An 18095-nucleotide genomic window follows, 5' to 3' on the forward strand; every position below is an offset into this window, starting at 1 on the left:
TGTACTTTATGAATTCCCTTGCGCTTCTTTTATTTAGGAATTGCCTGCTGGCGGTATCCCCTGAAATTTGTAATCAATCACCATTGTGAATTGTGAGATCAGATTGTGCAACTTTTGACCTTGGGCATTGGGCATTGGGAAAAGACAAGGAAGACAAGGAAGAGGGGGGAGACAAGGAAGAAACTTGTTCAATAATTCTCCCTTGTCCCCCTTGTCCCCCTCATCTCCCCCTGCTCTCTGCTCCCTGCTCCCCTGCCTCCTCTACTCCCCAATCTCCAGCACCCAGTTAACTAGCGTCCGAACGCCGTAGCCAGTTGCCCCAGAGCCGTTGTAGCCATTTTCTTTATCTGTCCACACTGGGCCAGCAATATCTAAGTGCGCCCAAGGTGTTTCTTTGACGAATTGCTTAAGGAAAAGGGCTGCGGTAATGGAACCACCTGGACGCGGGCCAGTATTTTTCATGTCGGCAATGCCAGATTTTAGCCCTTCAAAATATTTTTCTTCCATTGGCATCCGCCAAATCTTTTCTCCTGAGGTTTGGGCGGCTTTCTCTAACTGGGAAGCAACAGCATCGTCGGGAGTGTACAAACCAGCAATATCTTCACCTAAGGCAATCACGTTAGCACCGGTTAGGGTAGCTAAATCCACGATCGCATCTAATCCTAATTTGTCGGCATACACCAAGGCATCTGCTAGGGTCAAACGTCCTTCAGCGTCGGTGTTGTTCACTTCGATTGTTTTGCCGTTTGATGCTGTAAGTATGTCTCCAGGGTGCATAGCACGACCGCTAATCATATTTTCAGCCACCGCCGAGATGAAGTGAACTTCAACATCTGGCTTAATTTGAGCAATTGCTTTTGCCGCACCCAAGGTAGCAGCTGCACCGCCCATATCAATTTTCATGGTTTCGATGCCGCTACCAGCACCTTTAATGTTGAGTCCGCCGGAATCGAAGGTTACACCTTTGCCAATAATTGCTAGTTTCTTTTTGGGTGTACCTTCTGGCTTGTAAGTCAGGTGAATGAATTTAGGGGGCAACTCGGAAGCTTGCGCTACTCCCAAAAATGCACCCATACCCAACTTTTCACAGTCTTCTTTTTCCAGAATTTCTACTTGTAAACCGTAGTCTTTAGCGATCGCTTGAGCAGTTTCGGCCAAAGTAATTGGTGTTACCGCGTTGGCTGGCGCTGCCACTAACTGCCGTGCCAAATTTACCCCTGAGACAATTTGATTGGCGCGGGTGATGGCTGCTTCTTGTCCACCAAATCCTAGTAAATCTACGGTTTCTATTTGTGAACCTTTATCTTCTGGTTCTGATTTAAAACGATTATCTTGGTAAAGTGCCAATTCTACGCCTTCTGCGATCGCTTGGGCACTTGCGGCTGGATCGTTATTCCACAATGGGAAACTAAATCCCAGAATTTTGCTTTTTTGCTTTTTTGCCACTCTGGCTACAGCAGCAGCAGCGCGTCGCAAAGTATCGAGTTTTAGTGCATCTGGTTTGCCTAAACCTACCAGAATCAATTTACGCACCGGGCTACCAGGATTCACACGAGTGAAGATGGTACTGTTGGCTTTACCTTTAAATTCTTCTTCAGCAATTAGTTCTTTTAAAACCCCGGAAAACTTTTGATCTAAAGTTGCCAATTCTCCAGTTAACTCTACTGCATCTTCAAATAATCCAATTGCCAAACTATCGCCTGCCCACTCTAGCAAAGGCTTATCACTAGGTTGAATTGTCATGTTGGGATTTTGTGTAAATATTCCTACTTGTACCAGTATTGCTCAAAATTCTTGTTTCAGGCTGAGGGGAGTGGGGATCATTCAACCTTTTGAATCACCTTTAAAAGGCTAATTCTGTCTTTATATACTCGTGAACTCCGCTGAGAATTCCACTCTTTTACCTCCTCTGCCCAATGACCAATGACTCAATTGCATTTGTATCAATGTCAAATTTGCTGGCGATCGCTGTCATTATATGTTGCTCAACTGGTGTAGTCTTACCGTCAAGCTGGGCAATTTTGTAACATTGAGCCAGCAAGGGTATGGCAAAATCACGATTCAGCTGATTGAGTAATATATCTAAAGACTTAAGTGATTTGATATTTTGGGCAATGGCATCCAATGAGTTATTACTAAGATTTACAGCTTGTAATTCTGGCAAAATTTCTTGCAAAGTCTTCTCTGGATGACTAGCGAGGATCATGTGAACTAAAATTTGATCCATGACTGCTTCTTGAGCGATCGCAGTTTCTAGATACTTTTCACTTTCAGCTTTCAATGTTGCTATTGTCTGTGGCGATGTAAGCGAAGTTGATTCATCTAGCTTGGCTTCGTAAAATCGACAAGCAGCATATCCCAATGAATAAATCATCGTCGCATTTGAACTAGCTGCGATCGCTGCACCTGCAAACGGCACATTTCGCAGCAAGCCTAATCCCGCAGCTTTCAAAAGACGCCCTCCACCCAAAGCCAGACCAAAAATTGCTAAAATTTCGCCTTTACGGGCAGGATCTTTTAAATCTAGCCCATAGTCAAATGCAATTTGATAAAGCATTTCTGACTGCAATTTTGTTGTCGCTGTTAAATCAATTGCCAACAACGCCACTGCTACTCCTGGCAAAATACTAGTAGCTAGTCCAACTGTGCCTGCTTGAGTCGCTTTTTCCAACATGATTCGGTGAGCAATCTGGCTGGGTGATTCATTTGGATACTGTTGCTTGAGCTTGTTTACCGCAGCTTCTGCTTTTTCCAAATCAACAGCGTCAGTATTACCAATCAGCCAATTTAGATTTAATACTCCAGATAGTTTTCTAATCAACCAATTTTCGCTGAGGCGATTCACAACCTGACCGCTGGTTTGAGTTGTTTGCTCAATTAACTTGTGTGTTTGTTTCGCCGTCGCTTCTCCCACCCCTACTGCTGTGTCTAAAACTGCTTTGCCAGTCTGAGCAACATTTGTAAGAAAAGACTCTAATATAGACGGTTCATTTTCTACTGATGATTGAGCTTGGATATTTACTTCTGAAGTTTCTCTGGGTGAATTAACAGATTTATTCACCTCTATTTTTTGGGGTTTGTCTGCCATTGCTTGACACCATCTTGTAAAGCCTCTCTATTTAAACTTGTAGCGAAATATGAGCGGCTTTACATCCCTCTATAAACGTAAATATCAGTTTAAGATTAACTATTTTATTATCCAAACTACTATCTTAATCGGTCATAATAGGAACATATTGCTCAAGGGTGAGTGTTCCCAAATACGCCAAAACTCGATTTATATCTAATTCCCGCGTTTGATCTAGCAAGACAATGAAAGACAGAGACAAAGCACCAGCATCGGCTGAAAAGCGCTGTTATAAACTGAGATTATTGAACACCCAAGAACCATTTTGGTAGTTAAAGGTGCAATTATTAGCGTTGGGTACTTTTCCCCAAGGTATACCGACCACTACAGCACGTCAAGTTCCTTGCTGTTCTGTCCTCTAGGAATACTAGTAGGCTATCGTCTCACCTCTAGCCCCGTACTCATATCAGCATTACTTTCTAAAAAGTCATTATCTTTAAGAATTTCATAGAGATTAATGTCTTCCTCTAGCAAACAAGCATGTCCACAATTCGGCAACACCACAATTTTGGTGTTTGGTAAGATATTAGCTATCCGCTTCACTTCAGTTACAGAAGGCAAAAGGCGATCGCTACCACCGGCAATCAGCAAAGCTGGTTGAGTTAAGCGACCTAATTTCTCGTCATCTACATCAAATTCTCGTAGTAAAGACAACCGCCAAAGAACGGTTTCTGACGGGACAGAACGCATAGTTTTCAGCAGTTCATGGCGATCGCTCCGAGAAATTCGTGGCAAAGATGCTAGAAATGGCAACAACCCCAGTGCGCCAACATCATACAACTCGGATGGCACCAAGTAAGTTAGTTGGGATGCCCAATTCAACCAAGGGCGAAGACGAAAGGCAGAAGCTGGGTTAATTAAAATAATTCGCTTAAATAAATGCGGTGCTTGGATTGCTACTTTCATTGCCAAGCAACCACCAAACGACTCACCACACAGGTAAACTGGCCTCTGAGAACTTTTTTCTAATTCGGCGTGGATTAAGTCCAATACACTCTTAGCTAGCACATCCCAAGTATTAAGGTCTTGGCGTGGGATCGCCAAACAACGGACATCAAAGCCAGTTTCTAATCCAGCGGTTTGCGATCGCAATAGTTGACCAGTTCCATCCATTCCTGGCAAATATACCAACAGCGGATACTCTGGCTGTACTCGTTTAGGAGTCAGGAAACAAGGGTTTAGCTCAACTTCTGAGATAGTCATTGGTCATTAGTCATTAGTCATTAGTCAATGGTATAAAACTTTTGGACTGCTGATTGTTGCTTTTGCTAGCTTCGGTACTTTTGAGCAAAAACAAAAAAGGTCTCAGAGCAAGCTAATGAAAGCTTTGGAGACAATCCAAAATTCAAAATCGAATGGCTTTAATAGCAACCTTGACGCAGTAAGGTACTAATTTCACCATGACAGTGTTCTGTCAGTTCAGCCACAACAGTTCTGGCTTGCTTGCCGTGATATTTTTGCTGATGTTGGGGCGTAATCCAATAAGGGCGACCGATTAACACCGCAACCCGACGATAAATTACCAGAGGATGCCAGCCAGCTTGATTAAATAAAGGTTCTGAAGGGTCAAATAAACTCAAAAACCTTAAGGGGAAACCAGAAGTGTTTACCTCGTCTAAGGAGGCGATCGCGATCGGCAAAATAGCTAGATCCTGCACATTCGCTCGCAATGCCAAATGGGCAAATCCTCGCTGAAACTCACCTACTTGGTTTGGCTGAGTAAATTTCACCATTGGTTCAGTCCCTTCTGGAAATACTCCCACCATCTGCTTGGACTGCAATAGCAACTGTGACTGCGAAAAAAAGCTTTGCTGGCGGTTTTGAGTTTCTTCCAAAGGAAAACACCCCAATTGACCGGTGACAATCTCCCGCATTACTGGCACTTGTCCCATATAGTGATGGCAAGCAAAGCGAATCGGACTCGATAACGCCGCCATTAAAATAAATGCATCCATAAAGCTGCGGTGATTGCTGACTACCAACACGCTGGCATCCTGGGGAATGCGATCCTCATAATAACGAAACATTTGGGTTGAAAGCGCCGCCAGGAAAGCGCGAGAAATCTCCAGGGGGCTATTTCGACTCATACCTAATCAATATATTTTTCCGGTAAATATGGCGGTTTAACTTAATTTAATTTTTACATTTCTTTACTATTGCCATGACCGTCTTAAGATAGAAATGTCTAATCTACAAAAGTAGCAAGTTTTTCTGCTTTTTCGGTTTTGTATTTTTGATCACAATAATATCTAATAGAAAGTATTCAAAAAAATTATGATTAGTTAATTTTCATCTTTTAGTAAAAATGAGTTGAATTGATGCACATTACAAAACAATTCTTGGTCTGATAAGTTTGCTAGTATTAAGGTATTATTGGAAAAAATAGGAATAATATTGTATAATTGCGTGGTTTTGCCAATCAAAGTAACGTGTAAAACTTTTTAATAAGTTAATTTTTATTTTGCATGAATCTAGTGAATAAAACAGAAAAGACATTTGCACTAACGACACCCCTATATTATGTAAACGATGTCCCCCATATAGGCAGTGCTTATACGACGATCGCAGCAGATGTAGTAGCGCGATTTCAGAGGCTGCTGGGGCATCAGGTATTACTAATTACTGGTACAGATGAACATGGGCAAAAAATTCAGCGATCGGCAGAAAGTTTAGGCAAAGCACCACAAGAGTTTTGCGATGAAATTGTCCCTAGTTTCGTGAATTTATGGCAGTTACTAGACATTCAATACGATCGCTTTAGTCGAACTACTGCACCTCGTCATGAAGCGATCGTCAAAGAATTCTTTGAGCGAGTCTGGAAATCTGGTGATATCTACCAGGGACAACAAAAAGGCTGGTACTGCGTATCCTGCGAAGAATTCAAAGAAGAACGGGATCTGCTAGAAGGACATCGTTGCCCGATTCATACTAACAAAGAAGTTGAGTGGCGAGACGAACAAAACTATTTTTTCCGCTTATCCAAATATCAAAATCATCTGACAGAATTCTATCAATCTAGACCGGATTTTATTCAACCAGAAAGTCGGCGTAATGAAGTCCTCAGCTTTGTCAATCAAGGGCTGCAAGACTTTTCTATTTCACGGGTGAATCTAGATTGGGGTTTTCCCGTACCAGTTGATCCCAAGCACACCCTTTATGTCTGGTTTGATGCGCTGCTGGGTTATGTAACGGCATTACTAGAACCAGATGCAGAACCGACTTTAGCAAATGCTTTAGAAACATGGTGGCCGATTAACTTGCACCTAATTGGTAAAGATATTCTGCGCTTCCATGCAGTTTACTGGCCAGCAATGCTGTTGTCGGCTAGCTTACCCTTGCCAGAGCGAGTATTTGGGCATGGCTTTTTGACCAAAGATGGGCAGAAGATGGGTAAAAGTCTGGGTAATACCCTTGATCCTATAGCCCTAGTTCAGCGCTATGGTAGTGATGCCGTTCGTTATTACTTCCTTAAGGAAATCGAATTTGGCAAGGATGGAGATTTTAATGAAGTTAGGTTCATTAATGTTTTGAATGCAGATTTGGCAAATGACTTAGGTAATTTGCTCAATCGCACTTTGAACATGGTGAAGAAATACTGCGCAGAGAATCATGTCCCATCAATCGGCAATGAAGGGATTCCTGACGAAAATCCTTTAAAAACAATTGGTTTACGTCTAGGGAAACAGGTGGAAAAAGCCTATGAGGAGCTAGCTTTCAATCAAGCCTGCGGGGCTATCCTTTCACTGGTGCAAGCCAGTAATAAGTTTATTGATGAACAAGCTCCTTGGTCATTATATAAACAGGGACAGCAGGAGTCGGTGGAAAAAGTTCTCTACGCAGTTCTAGAATCAGTTAGACTAGCAGCTTATCTGCTATCCCCAATTATTCCGAACATCAGTAGCGATATTTATCAGCAGCTAGGCTTCGGAATAAACTTTAACGATCAAATACAAAGTTCAATTACCGCTCCTTTTGCTATCCATGCTACATGGGGGATACTATCCAGTAAACAACAGTTGGGTACACCCCAACCAATTTTTAAGCGAATAGAACTCCCAAAAAACGATTAGTCCTTATCAAAGTCTGATTTTGTTCAATTTCTTATTTTCTCAAAAAATTTATCGGGGCTGAACTTAAATTAGCCCCGGAACATTATCATAAGCCGCTGTGACTAGCATCTAAAAGTTGGTAATTTGTATCAAAAATAACAGGGATAAAAATTGAGGTATCACAATGATGTTGAATAATTTTGAAACCGATTCAATATTTACGCCAGAACAAGTTTTGGAGAATCGGGGTCGGGTCGCCATATTTATTGATGGCTCAAATCTATTTTATGCTGCACTACAACTAGGGATTGAAATCGATTACACGAAGCTACTGTGTCGATTAACTGGAGGTTCTAGATTACTGCGGTCTTTTTTCTACACTGGTGTAGACCGGACAAACGAGAAGCAACAGGGGTTTTTGCTGTGGATGCGTCGCAATGGCTATCGGGTCATTGCTAAGGATTTAGTCCAGCTACCAGATGGCTCTAAAAAAGCTAACCTGGATGTAGAAATAGCAGTAGACATGATGGCGCTAGTCGATTCTTATGATACCGCAGTTTTAGTCAGCGGTGATGGAGATTTGGCATATGCGGTAAATTCAGTCAGCTATCGCGGCGTGCGGGTAGAAGTAGTAAGCTTGCGATCAATGACCAGCGACAGCTTAATTAATGTAAGCGATCGCTACATTGATTTAGAAGCCATCAAAGAGGATATTCAAAAAACCCCTCGCCAAAGCTATCCATACCGACCTTTATCTGGTATCGGTTTTTTGGAAGACCCCAGAACTAGTGATGGACACCTAGAAATCCAAGAATAATGCCGTATCAATTTGATCAAAAGGGGAGACTAGGAAAGAGAAAAATTCAAAATTTCTCCTCCACTCCCTCTTTTCTTATTTTACCTTTGACCTTGTTCTTGGTATTTGGTTTACTTAGCTGCGGAGGTAAATCCCCGCCAGCTTATCAACAAAATACTGTGGATTCATCTGATCAAGATAGTAATTTAACTTTCTTTGATGTCACCCTAGAACAAGCTGATGAAGTCGGAAGACCGATTTGGAAAGTCCGGGCTAAAACCGCAAAATATACCAAAGAAAAACAAATTGGCCAAGCTGAAAGCCCTTATGGTGAACTATACCAAGATGGCAAAGTAGTTTACCAAATCAAGGCAGATGTTGCAGACATTGAACAAGATGGGAAGCAGTTGTTTCTTAAAGGTAAGATATTTGCCACAGACCCAAGCAATGGAATTGTGTTGCAAGGCAATGAATTAGAATGGCGTCCCAAAGAAGATTTGTTGATTGTTCGCAACCAAATTAACGGTAGTCATAAACAACTACAAGCTGTGGCGAAAGAAGCGCGAGTCAAAACCCGCGAACAGCGCATGGAATTTTCTGGAGGGGTAGTAGCAAATTCCGCTGATCCCCAGATGCAAGTAAGAACCGAGCATTTGATTTGGAATATTAAAGAAGAAAAACTGATTGGCGATCGCCCCATAGAAATTGATCGCTACAAAGATAATAAAATTAGCGATCGCGGCAAGGGAAAATCTGCCGAAGTCAACTTAAAAACGAAAATTGCCACTATTAAACAAAATGCTCAATTAGAGTTAATAGACCCACCAGTGCAAATAGCTAGCAACTCTATGACCTGGAACATGAAGGCAGAAACTGTTACTACAAATTCCCCCGTGCGGATGTTCCAGCGTGCCGAAAATCTTACCGTCACCGCCAATCAAGGTGAAATGAAAATACCGCAAAAAACGGTTTATTTAACAGGTAATGTTAACGCCATTGGTCAGCGTCGCCAGTCTTTGAAATCTAATACATTAACTTGGTATTTAGACAATAAGTTAGTTGAAGCTCAGGGAAATGTCGTTTATCGACAAGTTGATCCACAGTTAAATTTTACGGGTGAAACAGCCGTTGGTAATCTGCAAACAGAAAATATTGTTGTCAAAGGCGGTAGTTCTAGCGGTAGGGTAGTAACAGAAATTATTCCCCAAGAAAGAGCCAATCGTCAGTAGTAAAGTTAGGGTGAATGGGACCCACCTTCACCCAGAAATTTTGGTTTTGGGTTGGTCGAATACTAGGCTAGGATCTTAGTAATAAAAGTCTTTTGATAACCCATGAATGGATCAAACCGATTAGGCAAGGAATTTTTGCCACAATCCCAGCAAGCAGAACATTCCCACCATCACGATACAAACCACGAGCATACAGATCATACTCATGGGACTGGAGAGCCGGCTCATCCTCACATCCATAGCGAAGAGTCGTTACGGCGAATTGCCAATAGATTATCGCGGATAGAAGGACATGTTCGGGGTATTAAAACAATGGTGCAGCAAAATAGCCCTTGTCCTGATGTTCTACTGCAAATTGCCGCAGTGCGAGGCGCATTAGATAGGGTAGCGCGAATTGTTTTGGATGAACATTTAACTGAGTGTATTGGTAGAGCTGCACAAGAGGGTAATATTGACGTTGAAATTAAACAGTTAAAAGCTGCTTTAGATCGGTTTTTACCTTAAGAATTAGAAAAATAAAAAATTAACTAGCACGACAAGACATTTTGTAGAGATACGAGATTTGATGTATTGGCTCAGGCATAAATTTTTTTATGCCAAACTTAACACAAGTATCTCACAGTCATAACTGATGGTTTAGGCAGTTTTAAAGCAATTGCATGGTGGTAAATATACCCTCTAAACTATATTAAACCGGGGATATTTTGTCTTACCTATCTTGCCAATGATCGAAAATGTGATGCCTATGGCGGTAAGCTATCCATTCTCGTTAAAACCCTAGATGATCAATCTTGTAACCAACCAGACTTTAATATAATATGCAGCCGTGATAGTGATTAGCTAGACTATGATCCTACTAGAAAAATATCATTTTCACTATTCTTTCATTGACAGATTAAATAAACCACTGATTCTTTTTCTGCACGGTTTTATGGGTAATATCAATGAATTTGATGAAGCCATAAAATTCCTATTTGACGAATTTTCTTATTTAATATTTGATCTTCCTGGACACGGCAAAACTCAAGTTTTGGGTGGAGACGAGTACTACACAATGGCAAACACTGCTCATGCTTTAATCAGCTTCTTAGATGAGTTAAAAATTTCCAAATGTTTTTTAGTTGGTTACTCAATGGGTGGGAGATTGGCTTTATACCTCACCCTTCATTTTCCAGAACGTTTTCATAAAGTGGTGCTAGAGTCAGCTTCCCCTGGTTTGCTAACAGAAGTAGAACGATTAGAACGCATTAAACTTGATACACGAATAGGCAGAAAGTTAACAAGAAGTGTTGAAAAAAGCGATTTGGCAACTTTTTTATCAAATTGGTATAATCAACCAATTTTTGGTTATATAAAAAATCAGCCAGAATACGATCGCATGATAGAAAATCGCTTGCAGAATAATCCACATGAATTAGATAAATCGTTACGCTTCATGGGTACTGGATGTCAACCTTCTTTGTGGGAAAAACTAAAAGAGAACACAATTCCTGTGCTCTTACTAGTTGGTGAATATGATGAAAAATTTATATCTATTAATACAGAAATGGCTAAACTATGTGAATTTGCCCAGCTAAAAATAATTAAGAACGCTGGACATAATATTCATTTTGAAAATCCCTTGATATTTGTGGAGAATATCAAAGATTTTTTATCCGCAGCAAGTTAAGAATTAGGATAAAATCACTGCTTTTTTAGCAACTTCTTTACTGCATTGTTAGAAGGAGTTGGCGATGGTGTCAAATTCGGGGCTGTTGGTTGATTAGCTGGGGTTAATTCCTCTTGCAACATTTTCTGATAAATTTTAGGTAAAGAGCTACTAACAGAATTAGTTTCTATACCATATCCTAGACTTGTCCAGGTGGGAGAAAGTCGCCGCAAAACATCATTTAACTTTCCCTGACGCAACAGTTGAGAAATATCAGTTCCCCAAACTTTAGAATCATTTAACCAACGGTAAACGACTACATCTTGATATTCTGCCTCAAAACTATAAGCAGTCCAAAACACCATCTGCATAGGGTTGGGGTGATAACGGGGCGCTAAACGATACCAAGTAATGTTGATAATTTGATATCTGCCAGCAGCTGTGGAACAATTACCTGTATTGGGGCCTGTAACAATTGTGACGCATATCTCAGGATGTCGGCTAAGGTCGTTGACTTGCTGTCCACCATACAATAACGAATAGGGGCGGTTCCCACTGGCCTCACTTGCCGAGATAGTTCGCATTAAAGCGCGGATATATGGGTCGCCCTCTTTCATGACCAAAGGCGGCTGTTTAACTGCAAAGATGGGATCAGAAGGCGATCGCAAGTCTCCAATATACCATTGCAACAAATACACAAAGCCGAGAAGCGCGGCTATTGGGCCAATAAGTTTTTCGACACCTTTGAATTCAAAGCCTTTCAGAGTCCGACTCCTTCAAATTTGCTCTCTTTGCTAACAACAATGATTGACGAACTCATTCTGGCAAAGTTCACTTCCATCCAATACAGTCTATTCGTAGGGGCACAGCAATGCTATTCCCAAAGCGCGTGTGTATCCAAGTAAGACACGCTATAAGAGTTTTAACCCCTAACTCGTCACTGGTTGATTAAGCGACGTTAGCAAATAATTCCCCAAAAGTTTTGGAGGTAGCTTCAGGTTTGGCAACAATCTCGACAATTTTATTGCGTGCATCTACTTCAAACAGCGCCTCAACAGCAACTTGGGCAACTTTTTGTCTGGGGATGCTACCGTCAAAAAGTGTATCAGCACTCTGCATCACGATCGCGTCGGAATTATCTTCATTCTTCAACCCACCAGGGCGCACAATGGTATAGGTAAGACCACTTTTCTGGATGTACTCTTCAGCTTGCTTTTTCCACACTAAAATCAGCCAAAACAAGTTCAGTGGATGGAATAACTGCGAAGTACACAAAGAAGACACTAAGACAAAATGCTCAATTCCCTTTGCCTTGGCAGCATCTACTAAATTTTTAGTCCCTTCAAAATCCACTTTATAGGGGCCAGTAGGGTCAAAGCTAGGTTTTGCCCCAGTAGCAACTAACAAAACTGTGCTATCTCCCAACGCAGCATTTAAACTTTCTGGTTGTAACACGTCGCCTACTACCAATTCGGCTTCAGGAGACAGAATACCCCTAGCTTTCTCTATATTCCGCACCAAGGCTCGGACGGGAATATTCCGCGCTATCAACTCTTGCACAATCCGGCGACCTGTTTCACCCGTTGCCCCTGCTACAAATGCTTTCATGATAAATGCTATCCTGGGAAACTATTGTGTGCTTGTTCAGTTCTTTATTTTAGTAATTCTATGGAGCTGATGGCAGATTAATGAGGTTTCAGTCAAAATAGGATCTTAGTGCGAAATCACCCAGGCACATGGGGAATTATTAATATAGACGAACGCCAAAGTATACATTAATGCATTTATGCTTTCAAGAAAAGGCGAATATAAATCCTGGGAAATAACAGAAGCAGTTTTACCTGTAGCCTCCAGCCAAGAAGAAGCCGAGGACACATTAATAGAAGCAAATGTAGCGACGCTCACAAAGTTTTCCGGTCGTTATCAAGATTTTATGGAAATGCCTGCCCCAGTGGAAAAGGTTGCTGAGTATCTTAATGCTCACTCCTCATGGTTTTCGCGTTGCGCTGAACCTATGAAGGTGCAACCATTGGGGGAAAACGGCTACGCTTTAGTAATTGGTCGTTTTGGTGCTTTTGGTTATGATGTAGAACCAAAAATTGGTTTGGAATTGTTGCCTCCAGAGGAGAGTATTTACCGCATCCGTACAATCCCCATTCCTGATTACCAACCGCCTGGTTATGACGTAGACTATCGGGCATCTCTACAGTTAATAGAAAACGATGCTTGCACTAGCGTTGGTGAGGTTACCAGGGTTGAATGGGAATTGGATTTAATGGTTTATTTGCACTTTCCCCGGTTTATTCAGCGATTACCCAAGTCTATAATTCAATCTACAGGCGATCGCTTACTTAACCAAATTGTCCGCCAAGTCTCCCGCCGCTTAACTCGCAAAGTTCAGGAAGATTTTCATAAATCTTTAGAAATACCCTTTCCAGAGAATTCCAAGCAAAAGCAGTGATTCAACAGTCATTTGTCATTTGTCAAAAGTTCATGACAAATGACAAAGTACTACTTACTATGCTTTAGTGAGAATTCTTTGGACAATTTGCACGCCGGTGACAGCCTGCCAAGCAAAAAGTCCCAAAAGGGTAAAATTCAACAGAATGTGAGTTGCACGCGCCCAATTTGCTCCTTTCTGCATATAAGGAGACAAAGCAGCAGAAAATGCAATCAGGCCCGTCATACCGAGTCCTGCCAGCAGGTGAGGCCCGACAAATAACTTGCCATTATTGATGTAAGTGACACCCATCCCTCCAATTGCACCTACTACCATCAAAGCTAGGAGTATAGACCCGATTTGGTAGTGTCTGACGTTATATCTACCTTTAATCAGTTCTTTCTTTTCTTCCCCCTGAGCATTTCTGGTACGCTGTAGTTGCAGCCCCAAGTAGGCAGCATAAATTGAAAGTACTAATAGCGCCCACATGATCACCGGATGAAAGAAGTTCAGCCAATATTTCACCGACGCAGAAAGTTCCAGACTCATCGTGTTCTCGCCCAATTATTAAATCTTCATAAAAATTAGCATAACTCTATTTCCTGTGCTGCAAGTTGCACAAACTAAAAGAGGCTAAGAAAGAGAAGAGTGAAGCCTCCCTCGCTGTACTTTTCATCAAGCCAATAGCCAGAATGTTTGCCAAGACTGCTTTTATTAAATTTTAATATTTAATATTTAATTTTGAATTGCATAACCCTCTTGCCAAAGTGGATAAACAATCTCAGACTAAATTTTGAGGGTAGACGAACAAAACCCCCTGTGTGGGATCTCATCCATGATTGAAAACAACGATACTTTGATGCTAAAAGCTGCTAAAAGTGGCGATATTAAGCATCTGTATGCGCTACTGGCTGCTGGTGCGAGGGTGGACGCGTGCGATCGCCAAGGCACGACGGCGTTAATGTTTGCTGCCAATTTAGGCTACACCGAAATTGTGCGATCGCTGCTGGATGCTGGGGCAAATATCAACTTGCCCAGAAAACTCTATGGTTTGACGGCTTTGATGTTGGCAGCTAGTGCCAAACAGCTTGACATTGTGCAGCTTTTACTATCCAAAGGTGCTGATGTAAATGCCACTAATGAAGATGGCAGCACAGCTTTAATGGCAGCTGTACTCAAAGGTCATATCCATGTAGTGCGAGTTTTATTGGCTGCTGGTGCGAAGGTAAGTATCGCAGATAAAGATGATGATACTGCGTTGAAACTAGCAGTTAAGCAGGGACAAATAGAAGTTTTACAAGCAATTGTTCAAACTGGTGTCGATGTCAATATCCGAGATGAGGAGGGTGAGACACTCTTAACATTAGCGGCAGATTTGGGACATCTGGGTGTTGTGGAAGCACTACTAGCAGCAGGTGCTGATGTGAATCTGAAAAATGCTGATGGTGGAACTGCCCTCTCGGCGGCGGCGGCGGCTGGACACAGTGCGATCGCAGCAGTTTTACTGGATCGAGGTGCTGAAATTAATCTCCAAGACCAAGATGGTGAAACTGCTTTACACCTTGCCGTTGTGGAAGGCTACATTGATGTCGTACAACTGTTACTTAACAGGGGTGCAGATGTCCAAATTAGGAACCATCTGGGTGATACACCACTGCTTGTAGCTGCATTGCAGGGACATAACCAAATTGTCGAGACACTACTACGTTCTGGGGCAGATATTACTGAGAAAAATCTTGGTGAAGTACCTTTGACGCTGGCTGTATTACAAGGACACACCCAAACAGTGAAAGTGCTGCTAGACTATGGTGCTGATGCCAACACTCCGGGCGATGATGGCAAAACTGCTTTGCTCAAGGCAACCGAACGCAAGTACATAGAGATAATACATTTGCTGCTAGCAAAGGGAGCAAATGTGAATTTTCAAGACTCGGCGAGGGCAACAGCATTGATGTGGGCTGCCTCAGCAGGTTACGGCGAAATTGTGCAGTTGTTACTGCAAGCTGGGGCAGATATGAATTTGAAAAACCGGGGTGGTTATACTGCTTTGATGATTGCAGAATTTAATGGTTATAAGAATGTGGTGCGGAGTCTGCAAAAAGCTGGGGCGCAAGAATAGCTATCTGAATTCTTTAACTAAAATATTTTCAGAAATGTGTTGACAAATCATTAAATGAAGGTTATTTACTTAAATACTGAGGAGATTTAAAAAACCAAGTCTAGGCGTAAGAAACAAAGAAAGCAAAACTCCGTCGTAGCTGTTGTGAACTTACTACGGCGGAGAAAGAAAAAATTAAAACGACAAGAGGGAGCAGGCTAAATGCTTGCGTCACAAGGATAGAAAGAAAGAAAAAATGAAGAAGTAAATTTACCTTTTACTTTTTACCTTGTACTTTTACCTTTTACCTAGTCTCCCCCTTGGCGTTTCCTACTGTGCTAGATGTGCAAAATATATAGTTTTTACTTTAAGAGAAAAGTATTCTAACGATCATTTTTTATGTATCCTCCCTAAGGCTGAATAAAAATGAATCTGAAAAAAGGTTGATGTGCGAACATTTGAGCGATCGCTACGGCAAGCCAAGGAAAAAATAAATAAAAAATTAAATTTAGTATAATCACTATGGTGAATCCCCAGTCACCATCGGGTTAATCATGACTTGACCAAGCAAAAATGGTTAATGACTATAAAATTTGCAGAACAACTAGTGTCATATCATCAGTGTTTTGCTTATCAGCACCGATGAATTGCTCAACTTGGTCAAATAGGTAATCCACAATCTCCTCTGGCCCATTGCAGTACTTGCAAGCCGTATTGAAGCCAGCGACAAAGTTATCTTCATCGAAGCGATCACCACCAGCAGCAGCGGCATCGGTCAAGCCATCTGTATAGTAAATAATTGTATCCCCAGGCTCTAACTGTGCCTGTGCATCTTCATATTGGCTGTTGGCATCCAAACCGATTAACATTCCTAGAGTATCTAAACGGCTGACAGTTTTCGTGGCTGCGTGCCACCATAAGGGAGGATTGTGTGCCGCATTGCTATAAGACAAAATTCGGGTATGGGGATTATATTCTGAGTAAAATAGCGTTACAAAGCGGTGGGAATTTTCCAAATCCGCATACATAACTCTATTTAAGTTTTGCAGAATTCCGGCTGGGGAATTACCATGTAGCACTTCTCCTCGTAGCATTCCCCGCATCATCGTCATAATCAGCCCAGCGGGGACACCTTTGCCCATGACATCTCCAATAACCAAACCCCAGCGACTAGTTTCCGTACCGCTTTTGGCCTTGGGCTGAATCTTATTGTGATTGGTAGCAATAAAGTCGTAGTAGTCTCCGCCAACCCGATTGGCAGGTTTACAGCGTGCCGCAAGTACTGCACCAGGGATTGTGGGGCATTGACGTGGTAGAAGTCGCCGTTGAATTTCTGCACCAATTTCTAGTTCTTGGTCTAGGCGTTCTTTTTTTCTTAGTTCTACGGCTAGTTCATCGTTTTCGATTGCTACCGCTGTTTGGTCTGCTACTAACCTAACTAACTTTTGCCTAGTTTCTGTCCAACTATATTCTGGATCACGGCTCAAGACGTAGAGCCATCCCCGTTCTGTATGCTTCACTAGAATTGCCGTACCAAAGATTTGCACATCAGGCCCCAGATAGCGATGCATCTGGTCATCCAAAATCCCCGTGGCATTCGCTAGAGGGGCATTATTGGGTAGAAGCGTGATTTGACTACTAGCTATTTCTAGCGCTTTACGGATATTCTTTCGCTGACCACTATCTTGCCAATGTAACTGCTCTAACCTGACTTGACCATTAGGTTTGTAGAGAAACAGAGCGCTGCCGTCTGCATCTGTCACTCTTGTTGCCATCAGTGGGATCAGTTCCAAAAACTGATTCAAATTATTGAAACTTCTCAGGGCAAAGCCTAAAGAACTTAGCAAATCTTGAATTTTGTTCTGTTCCCGGTGCAACCTTGCCACGAGTTCTTTGAGTGCCACGACTGGTGTGACATCTGTCGCGGCACTAGTATTGTTGTCAGTGGGTTGAGAGGGCAGTTGAGACACAGGCACAGGTACTATTGCACTTTATATTGGTAAATTTCAGATTACTTATAAATCTTTTGGCTTTGGCATTGCTAAACCATATTTAGACAAGACTTGTCACTTTAGCAAGAGTATAAAGACGTAACAGGCAAGTTTTATAAGTATTTTATTTGTTTTTTGTCTTTTTGATTGAATCTTAAAAATTTAAATTCATGTATTTTTATTCAAAACACAACCCGTAAAAATTACTAGCTTCGGTGATAGTTCAGAAAGGTTTTCATTTTTTCATAACCTAATTACCAAAGCATATCCCTAAAGTAATAAAAATACTTTATTAAAAGAATAATTCATAACGCTTTCAGAATAACTTTTTTGGCAGAGGCAACTAGGAGACTAGAAGTCTTTTGAGTGAAAAATTTTGTAGACGCTCACATCGTAGCTTAGTTTGGTAAAAAGCAGACTTATACCCATTACCCAACCTAAGAATATATAAATAAGTCTTCAAATACTTAATTTATATACCATAATTACCCGGATAATCGCCAAGATTGAGGTTTTCCATTTTTAATTTATCGTTTTGCGAATTTTTAAGTTACTGAATATGCAAAATTTAAACCCCTTGAAACGGGATAAAAGTAAGACAACCTAATCTTTAGAGTCCGTGGCAAGAGATTTAAACCATTAGCCCGTCATTGATTTTAGGGCAATAAGCTTGGGTTAGGACTTAACTCTTTATCAAAGTCAATTTTTTATAACATA

The 18095-nt window shown here is 41.5% G+C and carries 15 protein-coding genes; 7 read left to right on the plus strand and 8 right to left on the minus strand.

What is annotated here, in order from left to right; translation table 11 throughout:
• Window positions 1–261 precede the first annotated feature (261 nt).
• The 4 genes from F8R90_RS17325 to F8R90_RS17340 form a co-directional block, all read right to left on the minus strand.
• A complete protein-coding gene (locus F8R90_RS17325) occupies window positions 262–1743 on the minus strand; it encodes a leucyl aminopeptidase (protein WP_196509559.1) in 1482 nt (493 codons plus the stop codon).
• 157 nt (window positions 1744–1900) lie between these two features.
• Entirely contained in the window at window positions 1901–3088 is a 1188-nt protein-coding gene (locus F8R90_RS17330) for an EcsC family protein (protein ID WP_196509558.1), read from the minus strand.
• A 414-nt stretch (window positions 3089–3502) separates the two neighbouring features.
• Window positions 3503–4330, minus strand: coding sequence for an alpha/beta fold hydrolase (locus F8R90_RS17335; protein ID WP_196509557.1), 828 nt, complete (start codon window positions 4328–4330; stop codon window positions 3503–3505).
• A 158-nt stretch (window positions 4331–4488) separates the two neighbouring features.
• On the minus strand, window positions 4489–5214 hold the full coding sequence (locus F8R90_RS17340; protein WP_196509556.1) for a lysophospholipid acyltransferase family protein: 726 nt from the start codon (window positions 5212–5214) through the stop codon (window positions 4489–4491).
• 378 nt (window positions 5215–5592) lie between these two features.
• Here F8R90_RS17340 and metG point away from each other — a divergent pair, with 378 nt between their 5' ends.
• From metG to menH, 5 genes are all read left to right on the plus strand, one after another.
• The gene (gene metG, locus F8R90_RS17345; RefSeq protein WP_196509555.1) at window positions 5593–7197 is read left to right on the plus strand and encodes a methionine--tRNA ligase; all 1605 of its coding nucleotides are present in this window, start codon (window positions 5593–5595) and stop codon (window positions 7195–7197) included.
• Between the two features lie 166 nt (window positions 7198–7363).
• The gene (locus tag F8R90_RS17350) at window positions 7364–7993 is read left to right on the plus strand and encodes a LabA-like NYN domain-containing protein (protein WP_041565095.1); all 630 of its coding nucleotides are present in this window, start codon (window positions 7364–7366) and stop codon (window positions 7991–7993) included.
• Window positions 7993–9201, plus strand: coding sequence for an LPS export ABC transporter periplasmic protein LptC (gene lptC, locus F8R90_RS17355; protein ID WP_230966073.1), 1209 nt, complete (start codon window positions 7993–7995; stop codon window positions 9199–9201). The genes F8R90_RS17350 and lptC overlap by 1 nt, the downstream gene beginning before the upstream one ends.
• A gap of 102 nt (window positions 9202–9303) precedes the next feature.
• Complete coding sequence (locus F8R90_RS17360; RefSeq protein ID WP_196509554.1) at window positions 9304–9705, plus strand: metal-sensing transcriptional repressor; 402 nt, start codon at window positions 9304–9306, stop codon at window positions 9703–9705.
• 343 nt (window positions 9706–10048) lie between these two features.
• Window positions 10049–10870 (plus strand): 2-succinyl-6-hydroxy-2,4-cyclohexadiene-1-carboxylate synthase, encoded by an 822-nt coding sequence (gene menH, locus F8R90_RS17365; protein ID WP_230966072.1) that lies wholly within the window; start codon window positions 10049–10051, stop codon window positions 10868–10870.
• Between the two features lie 14 nt (window positions 10871–10884).
• Here menH and F8R90_RS17370 read toward each other — a convergent pair whose 3' ends face one another.
• Entirely contained in the window at window positions 10885–11577 is a 693-nt protein-coding gene (locus tag F8R90_RS17370) for a glycoside hydrolase family 24 protein (RefSeq protein ID WP_196509581.1), read from the minus strand.
• Window positions 11578–11797: 220 nt separating this feature from the next.
• The gene (locus F8R90_RS17375) at window positions 11798–12457 is read right to left on the minus strand and encodes an NAD(P)H-binding protein (protein ID WP_190896812.1); all 660 of its coding nucleotides are present in this window, start codon (window positions 12455–12457) and stop codon (window positions 11798–11800) included.
• A gap of 178 nt (window positions 12458–12635) precedes the next feature.
• Here F8R90_RS17375 and F8R90_RS17380 point away from each other — a divergent pair, with 178 nt between their 5' ends.
• Window positions 12636–13310: a DUF1997 domain-containing protein gene (locus F8R90_RS17380; protein ID WP_196509553.1), complete on the plus strand. Its 675-nt coding sequence runs from the start codon at window positions 12636–12638 to the stop codon at window positions 13308–13310.
• A 57-nt stretch (window positions 13311–13367) separates the two neighbouring features.
• Here F8R90_RS17380 and F8R90_RS17385 read toward each other — a convergent pair whose 3' ends face one another.
• Window positions 13368–13838, minus strand: coding sequence for a DUF4079 domain-containing protein (locus F8R90_RS17385; RefSeq protein WP_196509552.1), 471 nt, complete (start codon window positions 13836–13838; stop codon window positions 13368–13370).
• Window positions 13839–14124: 286 nt separating this feature from the next.
• Here F8R90_RS17385 and F8R90_RS17390 point away from each other — a divergent pair, with 286 nt between their 5' ends.
• Window positions 14125–15408: an ankyrin repeat domain-containing protein gene (locus F8R90_RS17390; RefSeq protein ID WP_196509551.1), complete on the plus strand. Its 1284-nt coding sequence runs from the start codon at window positions 14125–14127 to the stop codon at window positions 15406–15408.
• Between the two features lie 563 nt (window positions 15409–15971).
• Here F8R90_RS17390 and F8R90_RS17395 read toward each other — a convergent pair.
• Entirely contained in the window at window positions 15972–17363 is a 1392-nt protein-coding gene (locus F8R90_RS17395; protein ID WP_196509550.1) for a PP2C family protein-serine/threonine phosphatase, read from the minus strand.
• Window positions 17364–18095: the final 732 nt, after the last annotated feature.

Source organism: Nostoc sp. NZL (assembly GCF_015714705.1).
GTDB classification, from domain to species: Bacteria; Cyanobacteriota; Cyanobacteriia; order Cyanobacteriales; family Nostocaceae; genus Nostoc; species Nostoc foliaceum_A.

Excerpts from the sequence above, each read along its gene's own strand:
- lptC (WP_230966073.1), top strand. The coding sequence starts at position 7,993 with ATGCCGTATCAATTTGATCAAAAGGGGAGACTAGGAAAGAGAAAAATT.
- F8R90_RS17330 (WP_196509558.1), bottom strand. The coding sequence starts at position 3,088 with ATGGCAGACAAACCCCAAAAAATAGAGGTGAATAAATCTGTTAATTCA.
- F8R90_RS17325 (WP_196509559.1), bottom strand. The coding sequence starts at position 1,743 with ATGACAATTCAACCTAGTGATAAGCCTTTGCTAGAGTGGGCAGGCGAT.
- F8R90_RS17380 (WP_196509553.1), top strand. The coding sequence starts at position 12,636 with ATGCTTTCAAGAAAAGGCGAATATAAATCCTGGGAAATAACAGAAGCA.
- metG (WP_196509555.1), top strand. The coding sequence starts at position 5,593 with ATGAATCTAGTGAATAAAACAGAAAAGACATTTGCACTAACGACACCC.
- F8R90_RS17385 (WP_196509552.1), bottom strand. The coding sequence starts at position 13,838 with ATGAGTCTGGAACTTTCTGCGTCGGTGAAATATTGGCTGAACTTCTTT.
- F8R90_RS17390 (WP_196509551.1), top strand. The coding sequence starts at position 14,125 with ATGATTGAAAACAACGATACTTTGATGCTAAAAGCTGCTAAAAGTGGC.
- F8R90_RS17375 (WP_190896812.1), bottom strand. The coding sequence starts at position 12,457 with ATGAAAGCATTTGTAGCAGGGGCAACGGGTGAAACAGGTCGCCGGATT.
- F8R90_RS17360 (WP_196509554.1), top strand. The coding sequence starts at position 9,304 with ATGAATGGATCAAACCGATTAGGCAAGGAATTTTTGCCACAATCCCAG.
- F8R90_RS17335 (WP_196509557.1), bottom strand. The coding sequence starts at position 4,330 with ATGACTATCTCAGAAGTTGAGCTAAACCCTTGTTTCCTGACTCCTAAA.
- F8R90_RS17350 (WP_041565095.1), top strand. The coding sequence starts at position 7,364 with ATGTTGAATAATTTTGAAACCGATTCAATATTTACGCCAGAACAAGTT.
- menH (WP_230966072.1), top strand. The coding sequence starts at position 10,049 with ATGATCCTACTAGAAAAATATCATTTTCACTATTCTTTCATTGACAGA.
- F8R90_RS17340 (WP_196509556.1), bottom strand. The coding sequence starts at position 5,214 with ATGAGTCGAAATAGCCCCCTGGAGATTTCTCGCGCTTTCCTGGCGGCG.